Genomic DNA, 15424 nt, shown 5'->3' on the forward strand with positions numbered 1-15424 from the left:
GACCCGCGGGCTGGACGGCTCCGGCGCCGTCCGCGGTCGCACGTCGCGCGCCCTCCTCGACTGGTCCCACCGTTCGGGCCCGGGGGTCGGTCGCGACCCGTAGGTTGGATCCATGCCCGGACGAGGATGCCGACGATGACGCCCGCCACCAGCAAGAACACCTCCGCGACCCCTTCCACTCGCACCGGGTCGATCGGCGTCATGCTGCCCCGCGACCTGCCCGCCGCGGACGTGCTGCGGTTCGCGCAGCGTGCGGACGAGCTCGGGTTCGACGAGCTGTGGGTCGTCGAGGACCTCGGGTTCCGTGGCGGGTTCGCGCAGGCCGCCGCGACCCTCGCCGTGACGCCACGGATCGTCGTCGGCATCGGGATCCTGCCGACCGGTGCCCGCCAGGTCGCGTACACGGCGATGGAGCTCAACACGCTCGCCGAGCTGTTCCCCGGCCGGGTCGTCGCCGGCATCGGGCACGGGATGCCCGGGTGGATGCGGCAGCTCGGCGTCTGGCCCGCCAGCCCCCTGACGCTGCTCGACGAGCAGGCCACGGCGCTGCACGGGCTGCTGCGCGGGGAGGCCGTCACCCTCGACGGCCGCTACGTGCACCTGGCCGACGTGCGGCTGGACAACCCGGCGCCGCAGCCGCCGCTCGTGCTCGCCGGCGTGCGGGGGCCGAAGTCGCTCGCGCTGGCCGGTCGGGTCACCGACGGCGTCGTGCTCGCGGAGCCGGCGACCCCTGAGTACATCGCCGCGACGCTCGGGCACCTCGGTGACGGGCCCGGGCGGCACGTCGTCACCTACGACGTGGCCTGCGTGGACGACGACGCCGACCGTGCGCGCGCCACCGTGCGACCCGCGCTGGAGTGGATCGGCGAACCCGACTGGGCCCCGCACCTGACGCCGCTGCCGTTCGCCGCGGAGTTCGCGGCCCTGCGTGCGGCGTCGGCCGACCGGGCAGCCTTCGCGGAGGCCCTGCCGGACGTGTGGGTCGACCGGCTCGCCGTGGTGGGCACGCCTGCCGAGGCGCGTGCGTCGATCGACGCCCGGCACGCGGCCGGCGCGGCCACGACCGTGCTGATCGCTGCCGGGCCGGACCCGTTCGCCGCGCTGGACGGGCTCGCCCGCGTGCTCTGACCCGGACCGCGGGCGGGCACGACCCGCGCACGGGCACGAACCGCCGTGGACGCGAGTCGCCCCGGACACGACGAACCCCGGACGGATCACCGTCCGGGGTTCGTCGTGCGAGCGGGTCAGACGAGGGTGCTGGCCTCGACCGAGATGACCGTGGCGGCCTGCGAGAGGTCGTTGGCCGAGTTGGCCAGGTTGAGGGCCGAGCTGCCGATCCCCAGCACGAACAGGATGATCGTCACGATCCAGGCCGTCTTCTTGTGCTGGTCGTAGCCCTGCAGCGTGCGACCCTCCTTGTCCTTCTGCGCGCCGACGAGCACCAGGATCACGTCGACCAGCGACCAGATGCCGAAGCCGCCGAGCGTGATGAGCTTGAGGACTCCGGTGCCGATCTTGCCCAGGTAGAACCGGTCGATCCCGAACGTGCCGAGGAAGTACGCGAGCAGCCACGTGGCGATGAACGACTTGGTGGACTCGTTGCCCACGGGCGCGTAGCCGTAGGCCGAGGCGGCGACCGGTGCGCTCTGCGGCGGCACCCCGTAGGCGCCGGCGGGCGGTGCCGGCGGCGTGGGGGGCAGCGGCTGAGCACCCTCGGCGGCGTACGGGTCGTTCGACACGATGTGTTCCTCTCGTTGGGCGGACGGAGGGGCACGACGTGCAGGTGCCCCCAGCGGCACCATCCAAGCAGGTCACGGCCCGGCACAGGGCGCGGGACCGGGCAGCGCGGGCCTCGGTGGTCAGCCGAGCGCCGTCGTCCAGCTTCCCGTGGCCTTCACCGAGAGCACCGAGGGACCCGCGCTGAGCGGAACCGTGCCGGAGTAGGGGCCGATCTCGTTGACCAGCAGCCCGAGCTCGAGGAACGAGCCGGTGTCCTCGACGACCACGAAGTTCCCGTCGCCGTCGTGCGTGACCGTGAGCGCGCCGGCCGGGCCGTCGTAGAGGAAGACGGCGTCACCGGTCCCGGCAGGCGCGAGCATCGGCGCCGTGGACAGCGGTGCGACCGTGATGGACCAGGCCCCGTCTGCCGTCACCTGCAGCGTCGTGGGTTCGGCGAGCCCGAGCGATCCGAGCACGGTGGACCCCTGGTACGGGCCGATGGTGTTCACCAGGAGCTCGCCCGTCGACTGGTTCTGCGCGTCGAGCGCTGAGATCGCGAAGTTCGCCTGACCGTCGTGCGTCGCGGTGACGACCGCGACCGTGGCCCCGACCGGCAGTGCCACGAGGTTGTCGCCCGTGCCGGTCTGGGTCTGGGGCGCGAAGGTGCCGAACGTCTCGTCGGCCCACCCCTGCACGGTGACGGTCGTCTCCTGCGTCGGGGAGGGGTCCGCGCTGTCGTCCTCGGTGGCGGGCGTGTCCTCCGCAGGGGCCTCGACGGCCGGCGCATCGGCGACCTGGTCGACGACGTCGGCGGTCATGGCGGTGGTGATCGCCGAGCTGATCGCACCGAGCACGACCACGACGCCGGTGATGATCCAGGCGGTCGCCTTGTACCGGTCGTAGCCTGCGAGGCGTCGTCCTTCCTTGTCCCGCTGCCCACCGGCGAGCGTCAGCACGAGGTCGATGAACGCCCACAGCCCGAGACCGCCGAGCGTGATGAGCTTGAGCAGGCCGGTGCCGACCTTGCCGAGGTAGAACCGGTCGACGCCGAAGATGCCCAGGAACCAGGCGAGCAGCCAGGTCGCGACGAACGACCGGTCGGACTCGATCCCTGGATCGACGCCGACGGGGGGTGCCGGGGCGCCGGCGGGTGGTCGCCCGTACGGTGCGCCGGGCTGCTGCGCGTCCGGGCTGCCGACCGGCTGACCGGTGCCGGGCACGGGCCCGTACGGCTGACCTGCTGCCGCCGGTGGCGTCGCGGCGCCGCCCGGTGAGGTCGCACCCGCCGGCGGGGGTGGCGGGACGGGTGGTGGGACCTCGGCGGCGTTCGGGTCGTTCGGGTCGCTCGGCACGGTGGTCCCCCCTCGGCGGAGGCCGTTCGGAGGCGGATCGGCGAGCTCGCGGCCCCCGGGCGAACTCGTCCACCGCGGTCACGGGCGTTCGGTGACGAGCCCTGACCGTGCGGCACATCCTCTCGCGGGTGGCCCCGACCCGCCCGGTGGCGGGTCAGCGGTGGTGCGGTGGGACGTCGTACAGCGTGTGCTCGGCGTGGTGCAGCACGTTGGCGACGAGCGCGGCGACGTGCTCGTTGGCCTGCGTGTAGTGCACGGTCGTGCCGTCCCTGCGGGTGGTGACGAGCCGGCCGGCGCGCAGCTTGGCCAGGTGCTGGGACACGGCTGGCACCGGTCGGTCGACGGCGTGGGCGATGGCCGTGACGGACAGCTCGGTGCCGTCGAGCAGGGCGAGCACGGCCAGCCGGGTCGGGTCGGCGAGCAGGCGGAGCACCTCGACCGAGCGGGCCAACTCGGCCCGCCGCGGCAGGACGGCGGGATCCCGCCGGTCCGCGGGTGACGGGGTGGCCACCGGGACGCCCGGTGCTGCCTGCTCGCGCCCGACCTCTGTGCTCACCTGCGTGCTCACCCCTGTGCTGATGCCTCAGCCCTCGCGTCGCCGGTACCGGTGGTGGCTCCGATCGTCGCACCATTCTGCGGCAGGGGCAGGGAGGGGTCGGCGGGCGCGGACGGGGCCGAGCCCGCCGACGGGCGCTCGTGCGAGGTGTCCGTGCGGGGCCACAGCGCGGCCGCCGCGATCCCGGCGGCTGCGGCGACGGCCGCGAGCACGAGTGCGGCGCGCCCGAGCCCCGCGGCGCCGAGCCATCCGGCGAGGGGGTACGTCACCAGCCAGCACGCGTGGGACAGGGAGAACTGCCCGGCGAACGCGGCGGGCAGGTCGCGCCCGGGGACGGACCGGCGGATGAGGCGACCGACGGGTGTCTCCGCCGCTGCCCATCCCAGACCGACGACGACCCACAGCCCGGAGACGACGAGCAGCCCTGCGCGCGTGTCCGAGAGCCCGAGGGCGAGCGGGACGAGGGCGGTCGCACCCGTCAGCAGCGCGGCGCCGGTGAGCATGACGCGCCGTTCGTCGACCCGTCGGAGCACGCGGGGCAGGGCGAACGCGCCGGCCATCGACCCGGCGCCGTTGGCGGCGAGCACGAGCGCGACCGTGCCGTCGCCCTGCCCGAAGCTGCTGCGCACGATGACGACGGTCTGCACGATGACGAACGCGCCGGCAGCCGCCACGGCGAGGTTGAGCGCCAGGACCGGGCGCAGCGCGGGGGTCCGGGTGAACAGGCGTGCGCCACGGCGGACGCGCACGGCGAACGGTTCGTCCTCACCCGTCTGCTCGTCGGTCGCGCCGTCGGGGGTGCCGGCGCCCGTGCGCGGGACGGCGACGGAGAGCACGAGGAGCGCCGAGCCGGCGAACCCGATCGACGTGCCTGCGAACAGGCTGGCGGCGGGCACGACGAGCAGCAGCGCGGCGGCCAGCACGGGGGAGAGCACCGACTCGAGGTCGTACGCGAGCCGGGACAGCGACAGCGCCGCGGTGTAGTCGTCCTCGTCGGGCAGGACGTCCGGGATGACGGACTGGAAGGTCGGGGTGAAGGTCGCCGAGGCGGCCTGCAGCACGAAGATCAGCACGTAGACCTGCCACACGTCGCCGACGAACGGCAGGGCCGCGGCGACCGCGCAGCGCAGCACGTCGGCCCCGACCATGACGCGTCGGCGCGGCAGCCGGGCGACGACGGCCGAGGCGATGGGCGCGACCACGACGTACGCGACCATCTTGATGGCGAGCGCCGTGCCGAGCACCCCGCCCGCGTGCGCCCCGGCGAGGTCGTAGGCGAGCAGCCCGAGCGCGACGGTGGCCAGCCCGGTGCCGGCGAGCGCCACGACCTGGGCCAGGAAGAGCCGCCGGTAGACGGGGTGCGAGAGGGCGCGGAGCACGTCCGCACGGTAGTCAATGGTTGCGCAATCACGCAATGAGTCAGGGTCGGGCTCCACCCCTCGACGCACCCGCGTGCACCCACCGCAGTACGCGGGTCGATCCCCAGGGGTGACGACCCGGCAGCCGCCCTCCCGAAGACTGGTCCCCGGACGCACCGGGCACGGCCGGTCGCCGGACGACGAGGCAGACGGGGAACCGACATGGTGAGCAGCGAGGTCACGAGCCCACCCGCGGTCGAACCCGTGTGGCGCGACCTGGCGACCCGCGCGATCGATCACGCACCCGGCCGCGCCTCCGGTCGGCGCCGCACCGACGTCGGCTGGAAGATCCTCGCGCACCGGTCCGTGCAGATCGCCTCCGGGCTGCACGCCGTCGGCGTCCGGCACGGCGACCGCGTCTCGCTGATCGTCGAGCCCGGGCCGGAACGCACCGCCGTCGCCTACGCCTGCTGGCGTCTCGGCGCCGTCGTCGTCACCACGGCGCCCGAGCTCACGCTGCGCCAGCAGGCCCAGGCCCACGCCGTCGCCCGTCCGGAGGTCGTCGTCGCGGACAGCCGAGGCCTCGTCCTCACCCGCGGCCTGCGCTCCCCGCGGCTGCGCATCGCGACCGAGCGCGTGCCCGTGCTCGACGAGCTCGCGCTCGGCGCCCGCTACCACCTGGCCGACCTCGTCACCCGCCGGCTGCTGCTCTCGCTGCCCCTGCCGCCCGCGCCCGACGACGACGCCGCCCTGGTGTTCGCCGGCACCGGCGAACCGGTCGGGGTGCACTACACGCAGTCCGACCTGGGGCGGCTGCGGGAGATCGCGGCGGACCGCGCGTCGGTCGCCGCGCTCGCGGACGGCAGCGTCAGGCGGAGCCGTCCGGCCGTCGAGCGGCGGGACGCCACGGTCGGCGCGACCTCGACCGCTAGCGCGTTCGGCAGCGGGGCCCGAGCGGGTTCTCTGCTGGTCGCCGCAGCGCTCGTCGCACCGATCCTGCGCTGATCCCCGTCGGCTCACCGGCCGGTCGGGTTCTGCGGGGCACCTCGGCCCGCGGGGTCGCGGCGTGCGCGACCGCTCGGGCCCGCCCCCTTCGACGGGGGACCGAAGGGGGCAGGCCCTGCCGCCCGACTCACTCGGGCTCCCAGGAGAGACGACCGTGCACGACGGGACGGTCGGTCGTACCGCACGGATCCCCGGCGGACCGTCCCTCACCTCGGCCCGCCGCGTTCCCCGTGCATGGATGACTCTGGTGGGCCGACCTCGAAGAACGGTGGGCGGAGCCTGTGAGCCGCCCGTGGGTCAGGCCGCGGGGCCGGCCAGGGGTCCCAGGTGCAGCGGCATCGCGCCCACGTGCACCCGCAGCTGCTGGTCCCGCTCGACGAGCAGCACCTCGCGCGGCGGCGTGGCCCCGGTGGTGGCGAGCGTGATCTCGGTGACCGCGCCGCGGTCCCACGTGAGGTCGACGACGAGTCCGCCGCGCGCTCGCAGCCCGCGCACGGTGCCGCTGGTAGCGACGCGGGGGAGTGCGGGCAGCAGGTCGAGCACGCGCACGCCGTCCTGCGTGCGGTGCGACTGCAGGATCGCCTCGACGACCCCGGCGGCGACGCCGAAGCTGCCGTCGATCTGGAACGGCGGGTGGGCGCACCACAGGTTCGGGTAGACGCCGCCGGCGTGGCTCGCGCCGTCGTCGGTGGCCGGGACGGGCGTGAGGTAGCGGTCGATCAGGTCGCCCACACGGTCGCCGCGGCCCAGGCGGGCCCACAGGGCGACCCGCCAGGCGAGCGACCAGCCGGTGCTGAGGTCGCCGCGCGCGTCCAGGCTGAGCGCGGCCCCCAGGGCGAGCGCGGGCGTGCCCTGCAGGGTGATGCGGTCGCCGGGGTACAGGCCGTAGAGGTGCGACTGGTGCCGGTGGGTCGGTTCGGCCTCGGGCACGTCGAGCGACCACTCGGCGAGCCGACCGTCGGGCAGCAGCCGCTCGGTCGGCAGGCCGGCGACCTGCTCGAGGAAGGTGTCGAGCAGCGCGTCGTCCGCCAGCTCGGGCAGCACGGCCCGGCAGTCGCGGACGGTCTGCGCGAGCTCGTGCAGCAGGGCCAGGTCGATGGTCGACCCGGGCAGGAGGGCCCGGACCGAGCCGTCCGGGCCGATGAACGTGTTCTCCGGCGAGCTCGACGGGGCGGTCGTCGTGCCGCCTCCCGGTGCCGGGACCACCCACGAGCTCGCGAAGGCCACGGCTCCGCGCAGCAGCGGCCAGTGCTCGCGCAGCGTCGCGGTGTCGCCGCCGAACGCGTGGTGCTCCCACAGGGCGCGCGAGAGCCAGACGCCCGCGAGAGCGAAGGCGCTCCAGGAGACCCCGCCGTCGCCGTGCCCCTCCTGGTGCGCGAAGCCCCACCCGTCCGCGTTGTGGTGGGCCACCCACCCGTCCGCGTCGTACACGTCGCGGGCCACCCCGGCGCCGGTGACCGAGAGCAGGCGGACGAGTCCGACGAGGGGCTCGAGGCACTCGGGCAGGGCGAGCGTCTCGACGGGCCAGTAGTTCATCTGGGTGTTGATGTTGAGCGTGTAGTCGCTGTTCCACGGCGGTCGGATCTCGCCGTTCCAGATGCCCTGCAGCGTGGTCGCGCGGGTGCCGGGGCGGGAGGAGGCGAGCAGCAGGTAGCGGCCGTACTGCACGAGGGTCGTCAGGAGGGCGGGGTCGCGGTGCCCGGCGGACCAGTCCGCCAGGCGGCCCGCAGTCGTCCGCTCGGCGACGGTCCCAGCGTCAGCGCCAGACTCGGGGTCGAGGTCGGCATCCGGGTCCGTGGCACCGTCGGTCCCGAGCTCGAGGTGGACCCGGTCCATGAGCGGGGCGTGGTCGGCGACGTGCCGGGCCCGCAGCTCGTCCCAGGTGCGGCCCGCCGCGACCGCCAGCCGGGTCAGCGCGGTGTCGGGTGCGGGGTCGAGGTCGTCGGCGGTGCTCGGCACCTCGCTCGGGATCTCGAGGTGGGCGCCGGTCGCCAGGAGGAGGACGACCTCGGTGCCGTGCACGACCAGGTGCTCGTCGCCGGCGTCGAGCACGTCGCCGACCAGCACCCGGACCCCGACGCTGCCGAGCAGCGAGCGTCCCGGGCCGCCGGCGGTGAGGTCGCCGCGCAGGTGCGCAGGCACGTCCGCGGGCAGCCGTACCTGCCCGAGCAGGTCCCGGTCGACCAGCCGCGACACGAGCGCGTGCGGCGAGTCGAGCCGGACGGTGAGCCGCAACGGCTCGGGTGAGGTCCAACGCACCGCGACGACCTGGTCCGGTGCGGAGACGAACGACTCCTGCGCGACGCCATCGGCCGTGCGCCATGAGGCGATGCCCTCGCGCAGGTCGAGCTGCCGTCGGTAGCCCGCGCCGTGGTGACGGCCGAGCGCGACGTGCACGTCGGCGAGCGGCTGGAACGCCTGCACGTGCCCGACCTGCATGGCGTCGCTGAGCCGTTCGGCCTCACCGAGGTCGCCGGTGAGCGCCGCCGCCCGCAGCGCCCGGAACGTCGCCGGGTCCGCCTGCGCGTCCGCCCGGCGGCCCGACTCGGGGCCGGTGCCGGACCAGAGCCGGTCGTCCGTGAGCTGCAGGACGTCGACGTCGGGGTCGCCCCAGGTCAGCAGCCCGGTGCGGCCGTTGCCCAACGGGTAGCCCTCGGTCCACGCCACCCCCGGGCGGTCGTCGAGCAGCACGAGAGGACGAGCGGGCATCGGTGCTCCCTGGCGGTGCGTGTGCGGTGAGCGGCGGGCGCCCGGGTCAGTCGCCCGAGGGCCAGTCCAGCACGAGCAGGTCGCCCTCGGCACGGACGGGCGTGCCGAGACCGACGGCCGCCGACCAGCCCCGTGCGGCCTCGGCCCGCAGCTCGACGCGGTCGCCGGTGCGCCGCACGACGATCGTGGCGGGTGCGGTGCCCGTCGGGTCGGGCACGACGCACGTCGACACGTGCCCGTCCGGCAGGTCGAACAGCCGCAGCACGAGGCCCTCGCGCAGGTCGCGGTCGGGGGTGTCGTCGCGTTCGCCGGTGGCGAGCACCGTGCCGGGGCGCACGTACAACGGCAGCGAGTCGAACCCGTGCGTCTCGTGCACCCAGCGCGGTCCGACGACCTGCTCGCCGGTGAGCAGCGAGGTCCACGTGCCTTCCGGCAGGTAGGTGTCGACCTCGCCGTCGGCGCGCATGACGGGCGCCACGAGCAGGCTGTCGCCGAGCATGTACTGCGTGCCGACGCCTGCGGTGCCCGGGTCGTCGGGGAACTCCAGGAACATCGGTCGCATCACGGGGATGCCGGTCGTGTGGGCCGTCTCGCCGGTGGCCGCCAGGTAGGGCATGAGCTGCAGCTTGAGGTGCGTGAACCGGCGGGTGACGTCGACGGCCTCCTCGTCGAAGGCCCACGGCACCCGGTAGGAGTCCGACCCGTGCAGCCGTGAGTGGGAGGACAGCAGCCCGAACGCGAGCCACCGCTTGAACACCGCCGGGTCGGGTGTGCCCTCGAAGCCGCCGATGTCGTGGCTCCAGTACCCGAAGCCCGACGAGGCGAGCGAGAGGCCGCCGCGCAGCGACTCGCTCATGGCCGCGAACGAGGACTCGCAGTCGCCGCCCCAGTGCACGGGGAACTGCTGGCCACCCGCGGTCGCCGAGCGGGCGAACAGCACCGCCTGGCCCTCGCCGCGCTCGGCCTTGAGCAGGTCGAACACGGCCTCGTTGTACAGGTGCGTGTAGTAGTTGTGCATGCGCTCGGGGTCGGAGCCGTCGTGCCAGACGACGTCGGTGGGGATGCGCTCGCCGAAGTCGGTCTTGAAGCAGTCCACGCCCTGGTCGAGCAGCACCTTGAGCTTGCCCTGGTACCAGGCCACCGCGTCAGGGTTCGTGAAGTCGACCAGACCCATGCCGGCCTGCCACAGGTCCCACTGCCACACCGACCCGTCGGCCCGCTTGACCAGGTAACCCAGGTCCTTGCCCTCGGCGAACAGGTGCGAACGCTGCGCGATGTACGGGTTGATCCACACGCAGACCTTCAGGTCACGCTCGTGCAGGCGCTCCAGCATCCCGACCGGGTCGGGGAACGTGGCCGGGTCCCACACGAAGTCGCACCAGTGGAACTGCCGCATCCAGAAGCAGTCGAAGTGGAACACCGACAACGGCAGGTCCCGCTCCGCCATGCCGTCGATGAACGACATCACGGTCGCCTCGTCGTACGACGTGGTGAACGACGTGGACAGCCACAGGCCGTACGACCACTGCGGCACGCGCGGCGGGCGACCGGTGAGCGCGGTGTAGCGGCGCAGCACGTCCTTGGGCGTCGGGCCGGCGATGAGCAGGTAGCGCAGGCGCTGGCCGGGCACGGAGAACTGCGTGGCCGAGACGACCTCGGAGCCGACCTCGAACGAGACCTCGCCGGGGTGGTCGACGAAGACGCCGTAACCCGCGTCGGAGAGGTAGAACGGCACGTTCTTGTACGCCTGCTCGCTGGCGGTGCCGCCGTCGGCGTTCCAGATGTCGACGCTCTGGCCGTTCTTGGCGAACGTGCCGAACCGCTCGCCGAGCCCGTAGACGTGCTCGCGGACGCCGAGCGTGAGGCGTTCGTGCACCCAGCTGTTGCCCTGCTCGTCGCTGACCAGGCCGACCGACCGTGCGCCGGAGGAGGTGAGCACGCGTCCGTCCAGCTCGAACTCGAGCGACCACGGACCCTCGGTGGCCACGCGGGCGAGGAGCGGGCCGGTCTGCAGCTCGGCGTAGGGGGCGCCGGTCTGCTGCGGCAGCAGCACCTTGGCGTCGACGTCCTGGGTCGCGAGCGTGAAGCGCGGCCCGCGGTCGACCCCACCGACGTGGTGCTCGATGGTCACCGCGACGACGCCCTCGAGCGGGGAGTCGAGGTGCACGGTCACCAGCGGACGGTTGAGGGTGTCGCCGCGCTCGCGCACCGCGGCGGTGGAGGCGTAGACGTCCAGCGTGCCGTCGCCCGCCTCGACGTCGACGACGTGCCGCGGGTGGAGCACTCCCAGGCCCTTGCGCAGCAGCCAGTAGCCATCGGTGAACTTCATCCGGGGTGCACCTCCGGGGCGGCGCGCCCGTCGTCATCGACGTGCGCGGTGTCGGACACCCGTGGTCCAGGAGTGTTCCGCAGGCGTGGTGGCAACGTTACCATCAGGGTTCGCCGATGTCGTCGAGAACGGAGAGCCCGTGCCATCGCACCACGGCCCGACCACCCCCGGACCTGTCCTGCCCGTCCTGCCGGGGTGTCATCCCGACCCCTCGATCTGCTTCGACGGCACGCAGTTCGTGCTCGTGACCTCGTCGTTCACCTACTGGCCCGGGCTTCCGGTGCACGTCAGCACCGACCTGGTGCACTGGCAGCCCGCCGGGCACGTGCTCACCAGCCCGGGCGCGCCGGTGCTCGACGGCCTCGAGGTCTCCGACGGCGTGTGGGCGCCGACCGTCCGGTGCCTCGACGGCGTGCTGCACGTCGTCTTCACCGTCGCACGCGACCGGAAGGGCGCCGAGACGTACCTGTGCACCGCGACCGACCCCGCCGGTCCGTGGTCCGAGCCGCAGCTGCTGGACACCGAGGGCTTCGACCCCGCGCTGTTCCTCGACCGTGACGGCCGGTGCTGGTTCACGGCGTGTCGCGACTCCCGTACACCCGGGTCCGGCCCCGGCGAGCTGTTCCTGCGCGAGCTCGACCGGGCCACCGGTCGGCTCGTCGGACCCGAGCACGTGCTCTGGCACGGTGCGCTGGGCGGCGCGTGGGTCGAGGGCCCGCGCCTGTTCGAGCGCGACGGCCGCTACCACCTGCTCGCCGCCGAGGGCGGCACGGCCCGTCACCACGCCGTCACCGCCGCGACCGCACCCGCCGTGACGGGACCGTGGACGACCGACCCCCGCAGCCCGCTGCTGACCCACCGCCACCTCGGTGCCACGGCCGACGTGCAGGCGGTGGGCCATGCGGACCTCGTCGACGGCCCGGACGGACGCACGTGGGGCGTCGTCCTCGGCATCCGACCGTTCGACGGCGGCCACGTGCTCGGCCGCGAGACCTTCCTGGTGCCCGCGGCGTGGGAGGACGAAGGGCCGGTCTTCGCCCCGGGCACAGGCGCACTCGCCCCGGTGCCGGGCGTCGAGACGGCGATCGGCCCGGTGCCCGAGGACGACCTCGAATGGGTCGGCCTACGCGGACCGGTCGAGCACACCCGCTCCGGGACCACCCACCTGCTCGCGCCCCGCCCCGACCCGCTCACCTCGCGGGGCCTCCCCGCCCTGACCGGGCGGCGGCAGGACACCCACGCGTGCACGTTCGCGGCGACCGTCGACGCCGACCGGCTGCCCGGTCCGACCGGCCTGGCCGCGTACCAGCACCAGGACGCGCACCTCGCCCTGCGCGTCGAGCCCGGTCCGGCCGGTGCGCACGTCGTGACCGAGCTCGTCGACGCCGACGGGACGCACGAGCTGAGCCGTCGCCCGGTGCACGGACCCGTGCGGCTCGAGCTGCGCACCGACGGGCGCACGTACCGTGCGGGCGTGGTGGCCGACGGGGTCTTCGTCGAGCACGCCGCCGTGCCGCACCTGCGGCTGGCCACCGAGCACGTCGGCGGGTTCGTCGGCGTGCTGCTCGCCCTCGTCGCACAGGGTCCGAGCGGCTCGGCGCCCGTCCCGTTCACCGATGTCCAGCACGTCCGCCAGGTCACCGACGAAGGAGACGACCAGCCGTGACCGATGCCCGCACCCCCAAGCCCTTCGTCCCGGAGCGCGGTCTGCTCTTCGGCGGCGACTACAACCCCGAGCAGTGGTCGCGCGAGACGTGGCTCGAGGACGTCGAGCTGATGCGCCAGGCCGGCGTGACCACGGTGACCGTCGGCGTCTTCTCCTGGTCGTGGCTCGAGCCCGAGGAAGGCGTGTGGGACTTCGGCTGGTTGGACGACGTCCTCGAGCTGCTGCACGCGAACGGCATCGACGTGCTGCTCGCGACGCCGACCGCCTCCCCGCCGCCGTGGTTCACGCTCGCGCACCCGGACGGTCTGCCCGTGGGCCCCGACGGCGTGCAGCGCTGGCACGGCAGCCGCGACACCTACTGCCTGTCGGCCCCGTCGTACCGGGACGCCTCGCGTCGGGTGGCCCGGGCGCTGGCCGAGCGGTACGGGTCGCACCCGGCGGTGGTCGGCTGGCACGTGCACAACGAGTACGGCACGGTCTGCTGGTGCGACCACGTCGCGGCGTCGTTCCGCCGCTGGCTGCAGGGGCGGTACGGCGACCTGGCCACCATGAACGACGCCTGGGGCACCGCCTTCTGGTCGCTGCGGTACACCGCGTGGGAGCAGGTGCTGCCGCCGCGCACCACGCAGTACCTGCACAACCCCGGGCACGCGCTGGACTTCCGCCGGTTCGTCTCCGACGAGCTGCTCGCGTGCTTCACCGAGCAGCGCGACGAGATCCACGCATCCGGGTCGACGCTGCCGGTGACGACCAACCTCATGCTCCCGTCGTGGAACCACTGGGAGCAGTGGTCGTGGGCCCGCGAGCAGGACCTGGTCAGCATCGACCACTACTTCGACACGGCCGGTCCGGACGGCGAGGCGCACGTGGCGTACGCGGCGGACCTGACGCGCTCGTGGTCGCAGGGACGCCCCTGGCTGCTCATGGAGCAGTCGGCCGCCGCGATCACCGTCGACGGCACGAGCGTGCCCAAGGCACCCGACCGGATGGTCCGCAGCTCGCTGGCGTACGTGGCCCGCGGCTCGCAGGGCGCCCTGTTCTTCCAGTGGCGGGCCTCGACCGCGGGTGCCGAGACCTGGCACAGCGCGCTCGTGCCGCACGCCGGCGCGGACTCCGAGACCTTCCGGGCCGCGACCGGGCTCGGCTCGACCCTGCGCGAGCTCGCCGCGGTCGCCGTCCCGCCTGCCGAAGGGCCCGTGGTCGCCACCGACGTCGCGGTGCTGTGGCACGCGGACGGGTGGTGGGCGCTCGAGACGGACGGCCTGCCCTCGGACCGGTTGTCCTACCCCGACACGCTGCGGCGCACGCACCGCGCGCTGTACCGGCTCGGGCTGCCCGTCGACTTCGTCCCGCCGGGCGGCGACCTGTCCCGCTACCGCCTGCTCGTCGTGCCCGCGCTCTACGCGATGGACGACCAGACGGTGGCCTGGCTCGAGCGCTACGTCCGTGAGCAGGGCGGGCGGCTCGTGGTGCACCACCTGACGGGCATCGCCGACGCGTCGATGCGCGTGACCACCGGCGGCTACCCCGGTCGGCTGCGCGACCTGCTGGGCGTGCGGGTCGAGCAGGTGCGCCCCCTGGCGCGCGACGAGGAGCTCGTGCTCGACGACGGCAGCCGTGCGTCCGTGTGGTCCGAGCTCGTGCACCTGACGGGTGCCGAGACGGTCCGCACCTACGCGGGCGGCGTGCTCGACGGGCGCCCCGCCGTGACCGAGCACCGCACGGGCGCCGGAGTCGCGGTGTACGTCTCGGCGCAGCTCGACGAGAGCGACCTGGACCGGTTCGTGGCCGCGCAGGTCGCGCTCGCCGACGTGCGGCCGGTGCTGGCGACCCCCGCGCCGACGGCGGTCGAGGTCGTCCGCCGCCGCGGTGCCGCACAGGACCACCTGTTCGTGCTCAACCACGGCGACGTGCCGGTCGTGGTCAGTGGGCCCGCCGCGACGGAGCCGACGACGGTCCCCCCGGGCGGCCACCTCGTCGTCGCGGTCCCCACCGACGAGCCGGCGCCGCTGCAGGCGTGGACCGTGCGCGAGCAGGACCAGGGATGATGAGGGCGCGCGCGGCACACCCCCAGGCCGCCGGGAGGAGGTGGACGCCGTGCGGATCGACCCCAACTCCCGGAACATCCAGGGCATCACGTCGTTCCTGACGTTCGTCGCGCTCAACGTGCTGTACCTGCTGACGTGCCTGCCCGTGGTCACGATCGGCGTCGCCACCTCGGCGCTCTACGAGGTGACGATCCGCTACTCCGACGACGAGCGCGGGCGCCCCCTCAAGGACTACCTGCTGGCGTTGCGCGCCAACGTCCGGCGGGCGACGCTCGTCTACCTCGCGCTCGTGGTGCCGGCCGGCGTGCTCCTGTTCAGCGGGGTGTTCTGGTTGTCGTCGGGCAGCTCGATCGGGGCCGCGGCGGCGACGATCGCGTTCCTCGCGAGCGCCTACCTGCTCGCGGCGTTCCTCTTCGGGATGGCCCTGGTCGCGCAGTTCGACACGGGTGTGCGGCGGACCGTGCGCAACGCGCTGCTGCTGCCTGCAGCGGAACCGGTGCGTACCTTCGGTATCGTCCTGATCCCGGTGACAGTGGTGGCCGTGACGATCGTGTTCCCCACGTTCCTCGTGGTCCTGGTGACCGTGGCGTTCTCCGTGGGTGCCTACGCGAGTGCTTTCCTGTTCAGGGGGGTGTTCGCGCGCCACGCGGGCTGAGGGGGCGAAGAGGGCAGGGCGATCCTG

General features: G+C 74.0%; 11 protein-coding genes. 5 read left to right on the forward strand and 6 right to left on the reverse strand.

Annotation, left to right across the window (positions count from 1 at the left end; genetic code table 11):
• Positions 1–135: 135 nt before the first annotated feature.
• Positions 136–1128 (forward strand): LLM class flavin-dependent oxidoreductase, encoded by a 993-nt coding sequence (locus tag BKA22_RS07955; RefSeq protein ID WP_218866578.1) that lies wholly within the window; start codon positions 136–138, stop codon positions 1126–1128.
• Between the two features lie 116 nt (positions 1129–1244).
• Here BKA22_RS07955 and BKA22_RS07960 read toward each other — a convergent pair whose 3' ends face one another.
• The 4 genes from BKA22_RS07960 to BKA22_RS07975 all read right to left on the reverse strand — a co-directional run bounded on the left by BKA22_RS07960 (position 1245) and on the right by BKA22_RS07975 (position 5006).
• Positions 1245–1739, reverse strand: coding sequence for a TM2 domain-containing protein (locus BKA22_RS07960; RefSeq protein WP_223203764.1), 495 nt, complete (start codon positions 1737–1739; stop codon positions 1245–1247).
• Between the two features lie 120 nt (positions 1740–1859).
• Positions 1860–3071 (reverse strand): TM2 domain-containing protein, encoded by a 1212-nt coding sequence (locus BKA22_RS07965; protein WP_262926926.1) that lies wholly within the window; start codon positions 3069–3071, stop codon positions 1860–1862.
• Between the two features lie 154 nt (positions 3072–3225).
• The gene (locus BKA22_RS07970) at positions 3226–3627 is read right to left on the reverse strand and encodes an ArsR/SmtB family transcription factor (protein WP_307725910.1); all 402 of its coding nucleotides are present in this window, start codon (positions 3625–3627) and stop codon (positions 3226–3228) included.
• A gap of 8 nt (positions 3628–3635) precedes the next feature.
• Complete coding sequence (locus BKA22_RS07975) at positions 3636–5006, reverse strand: MFS transporter (protein WP_146954851.1); 1371 nt, start codon at positions 5004–5006, stop codon at positions 3636–3638.
• Between the two features lie 201 nt (positions 5007–5207).
• Between BKA22_RS07975 and BKA22_RS07980 the strand changes: the two genes are divergently transcribed.
• Positions 5208–5990, forward strand: a complete 783-nt coding sequence (locus tag BKA22_RS07980) for an AMP-binding protein (protein WP_146954852.1) — start codon at positions 5208–5210, stop codon at positions 5988–5990.
• Positions 5991–6287: 297 nt separating this feature from the next.
• On the opposite strand, the gene BKA22_RS07985 is transcribed toward BKA22_RS07980, so the two are convergent.
• Together BKA22_RS07985 and yicI are read right to left on the reverse strand one after the other, a co-directional pair.
• Complete coding sequence (locus BKA22_RS07985; RefSeq protein WP_146954853.1) at positions 6288–8699, reverse strand: glycosyl hydrolase family 95 catalytic domain-containing protein; 2412 nt, start codon at positions 8697–8699, stop codon at positions 6288–6290.
• Positions 8700–8745: 46 nt separating this feature from the next.
• Complete coding sequence (gene yicI / locus BKA22_RS07990) at positions 8746–11028, reverse strand: alpha-xylosidase (protein ID WP_146954854.1); 2283 nt, start codon at positions 11026–11028, stop codon at positions 8746–8748.
• A gap of 139 nt (positions 11029–11167) precedes the next feature.
• On the opposite strand from yicI, the gene BKA22_RS07995 reads away from it, so the two are divergent.
• From BKA22_RS07995 to BKA22_RS08005, 3 genes are read left to right on the forward strand one after another with little or no spacing between them, the layout of a single operon-like run.
• Entirely contained in the window at positions 11168–12694 is a 1527-nt protein-coding gene (locus tag BKA22_RS07995) for a glycoside hydrolase family 43 protein (RefSeq protein ID WP_223203765.1), read from the forward strand.
• Entirely contained in the window at positions 12691–14742 is a 2052-nt protein-coding gene (locus BKA22_RS08000; protein WP_146954855.1) for a beta-galactosidase, read from the forward strand. Before BKA22_RS07995 ends, BKA22_RS08000 begins: the two co-directional genes overlap by 4 nt.
• A 49-nt stretch (positions 14743–14791) precedes the next feature.
• Entirely contained in the window at positions 14792–15397 is a 606-nt protein-coding gene (locus BKA22_RS08005) for a YesL family protein (protein WP_146954856.1), read from the forward strand.
• Positions 15398–15424 lie beyond the last annotated feature (27 nt).

Origin of the sequence: Cellulomonas soli (genome assembly GCF_013409305.1) — a bacterium.
Lineage (GTDB): Bacteria > Actinomycetota > Actinomycetes > Actinomycetales > Cellulomonadaceae > Cellulomonas > Cellulomonas soli.

Coding starts and splice junctions, on each gene's coding strand:
- BKA22_RS07955 (WP_218866578.1), top strand. CDS start 136: ATGACGCCCGCCACCAGCAAGAACACCTCCGCGACCCCTTCCACTCGC.
- BKA22_RS07980 (WP_146954852.1), top strand. CDS start 5,208: ATGGTGAGCAGCGAGGTCACGAGCCCACCCGCGGTCGAACCCGTGTGG.
- BKA22_RS07985 (WP_146954853.1), bottom strand. CDS start 8,699: ATGCCCGCTCGTCCTCTCGTGCTGCTCGACGACCGCCCGGGGGTGGCG.
- yicI (WP_146954854.1), bottom strand. CDS start 11,028: ATGAAGTTCACCGATGGCTACTGGCTGCTGCGCAAGGGCCTGGGAGTG.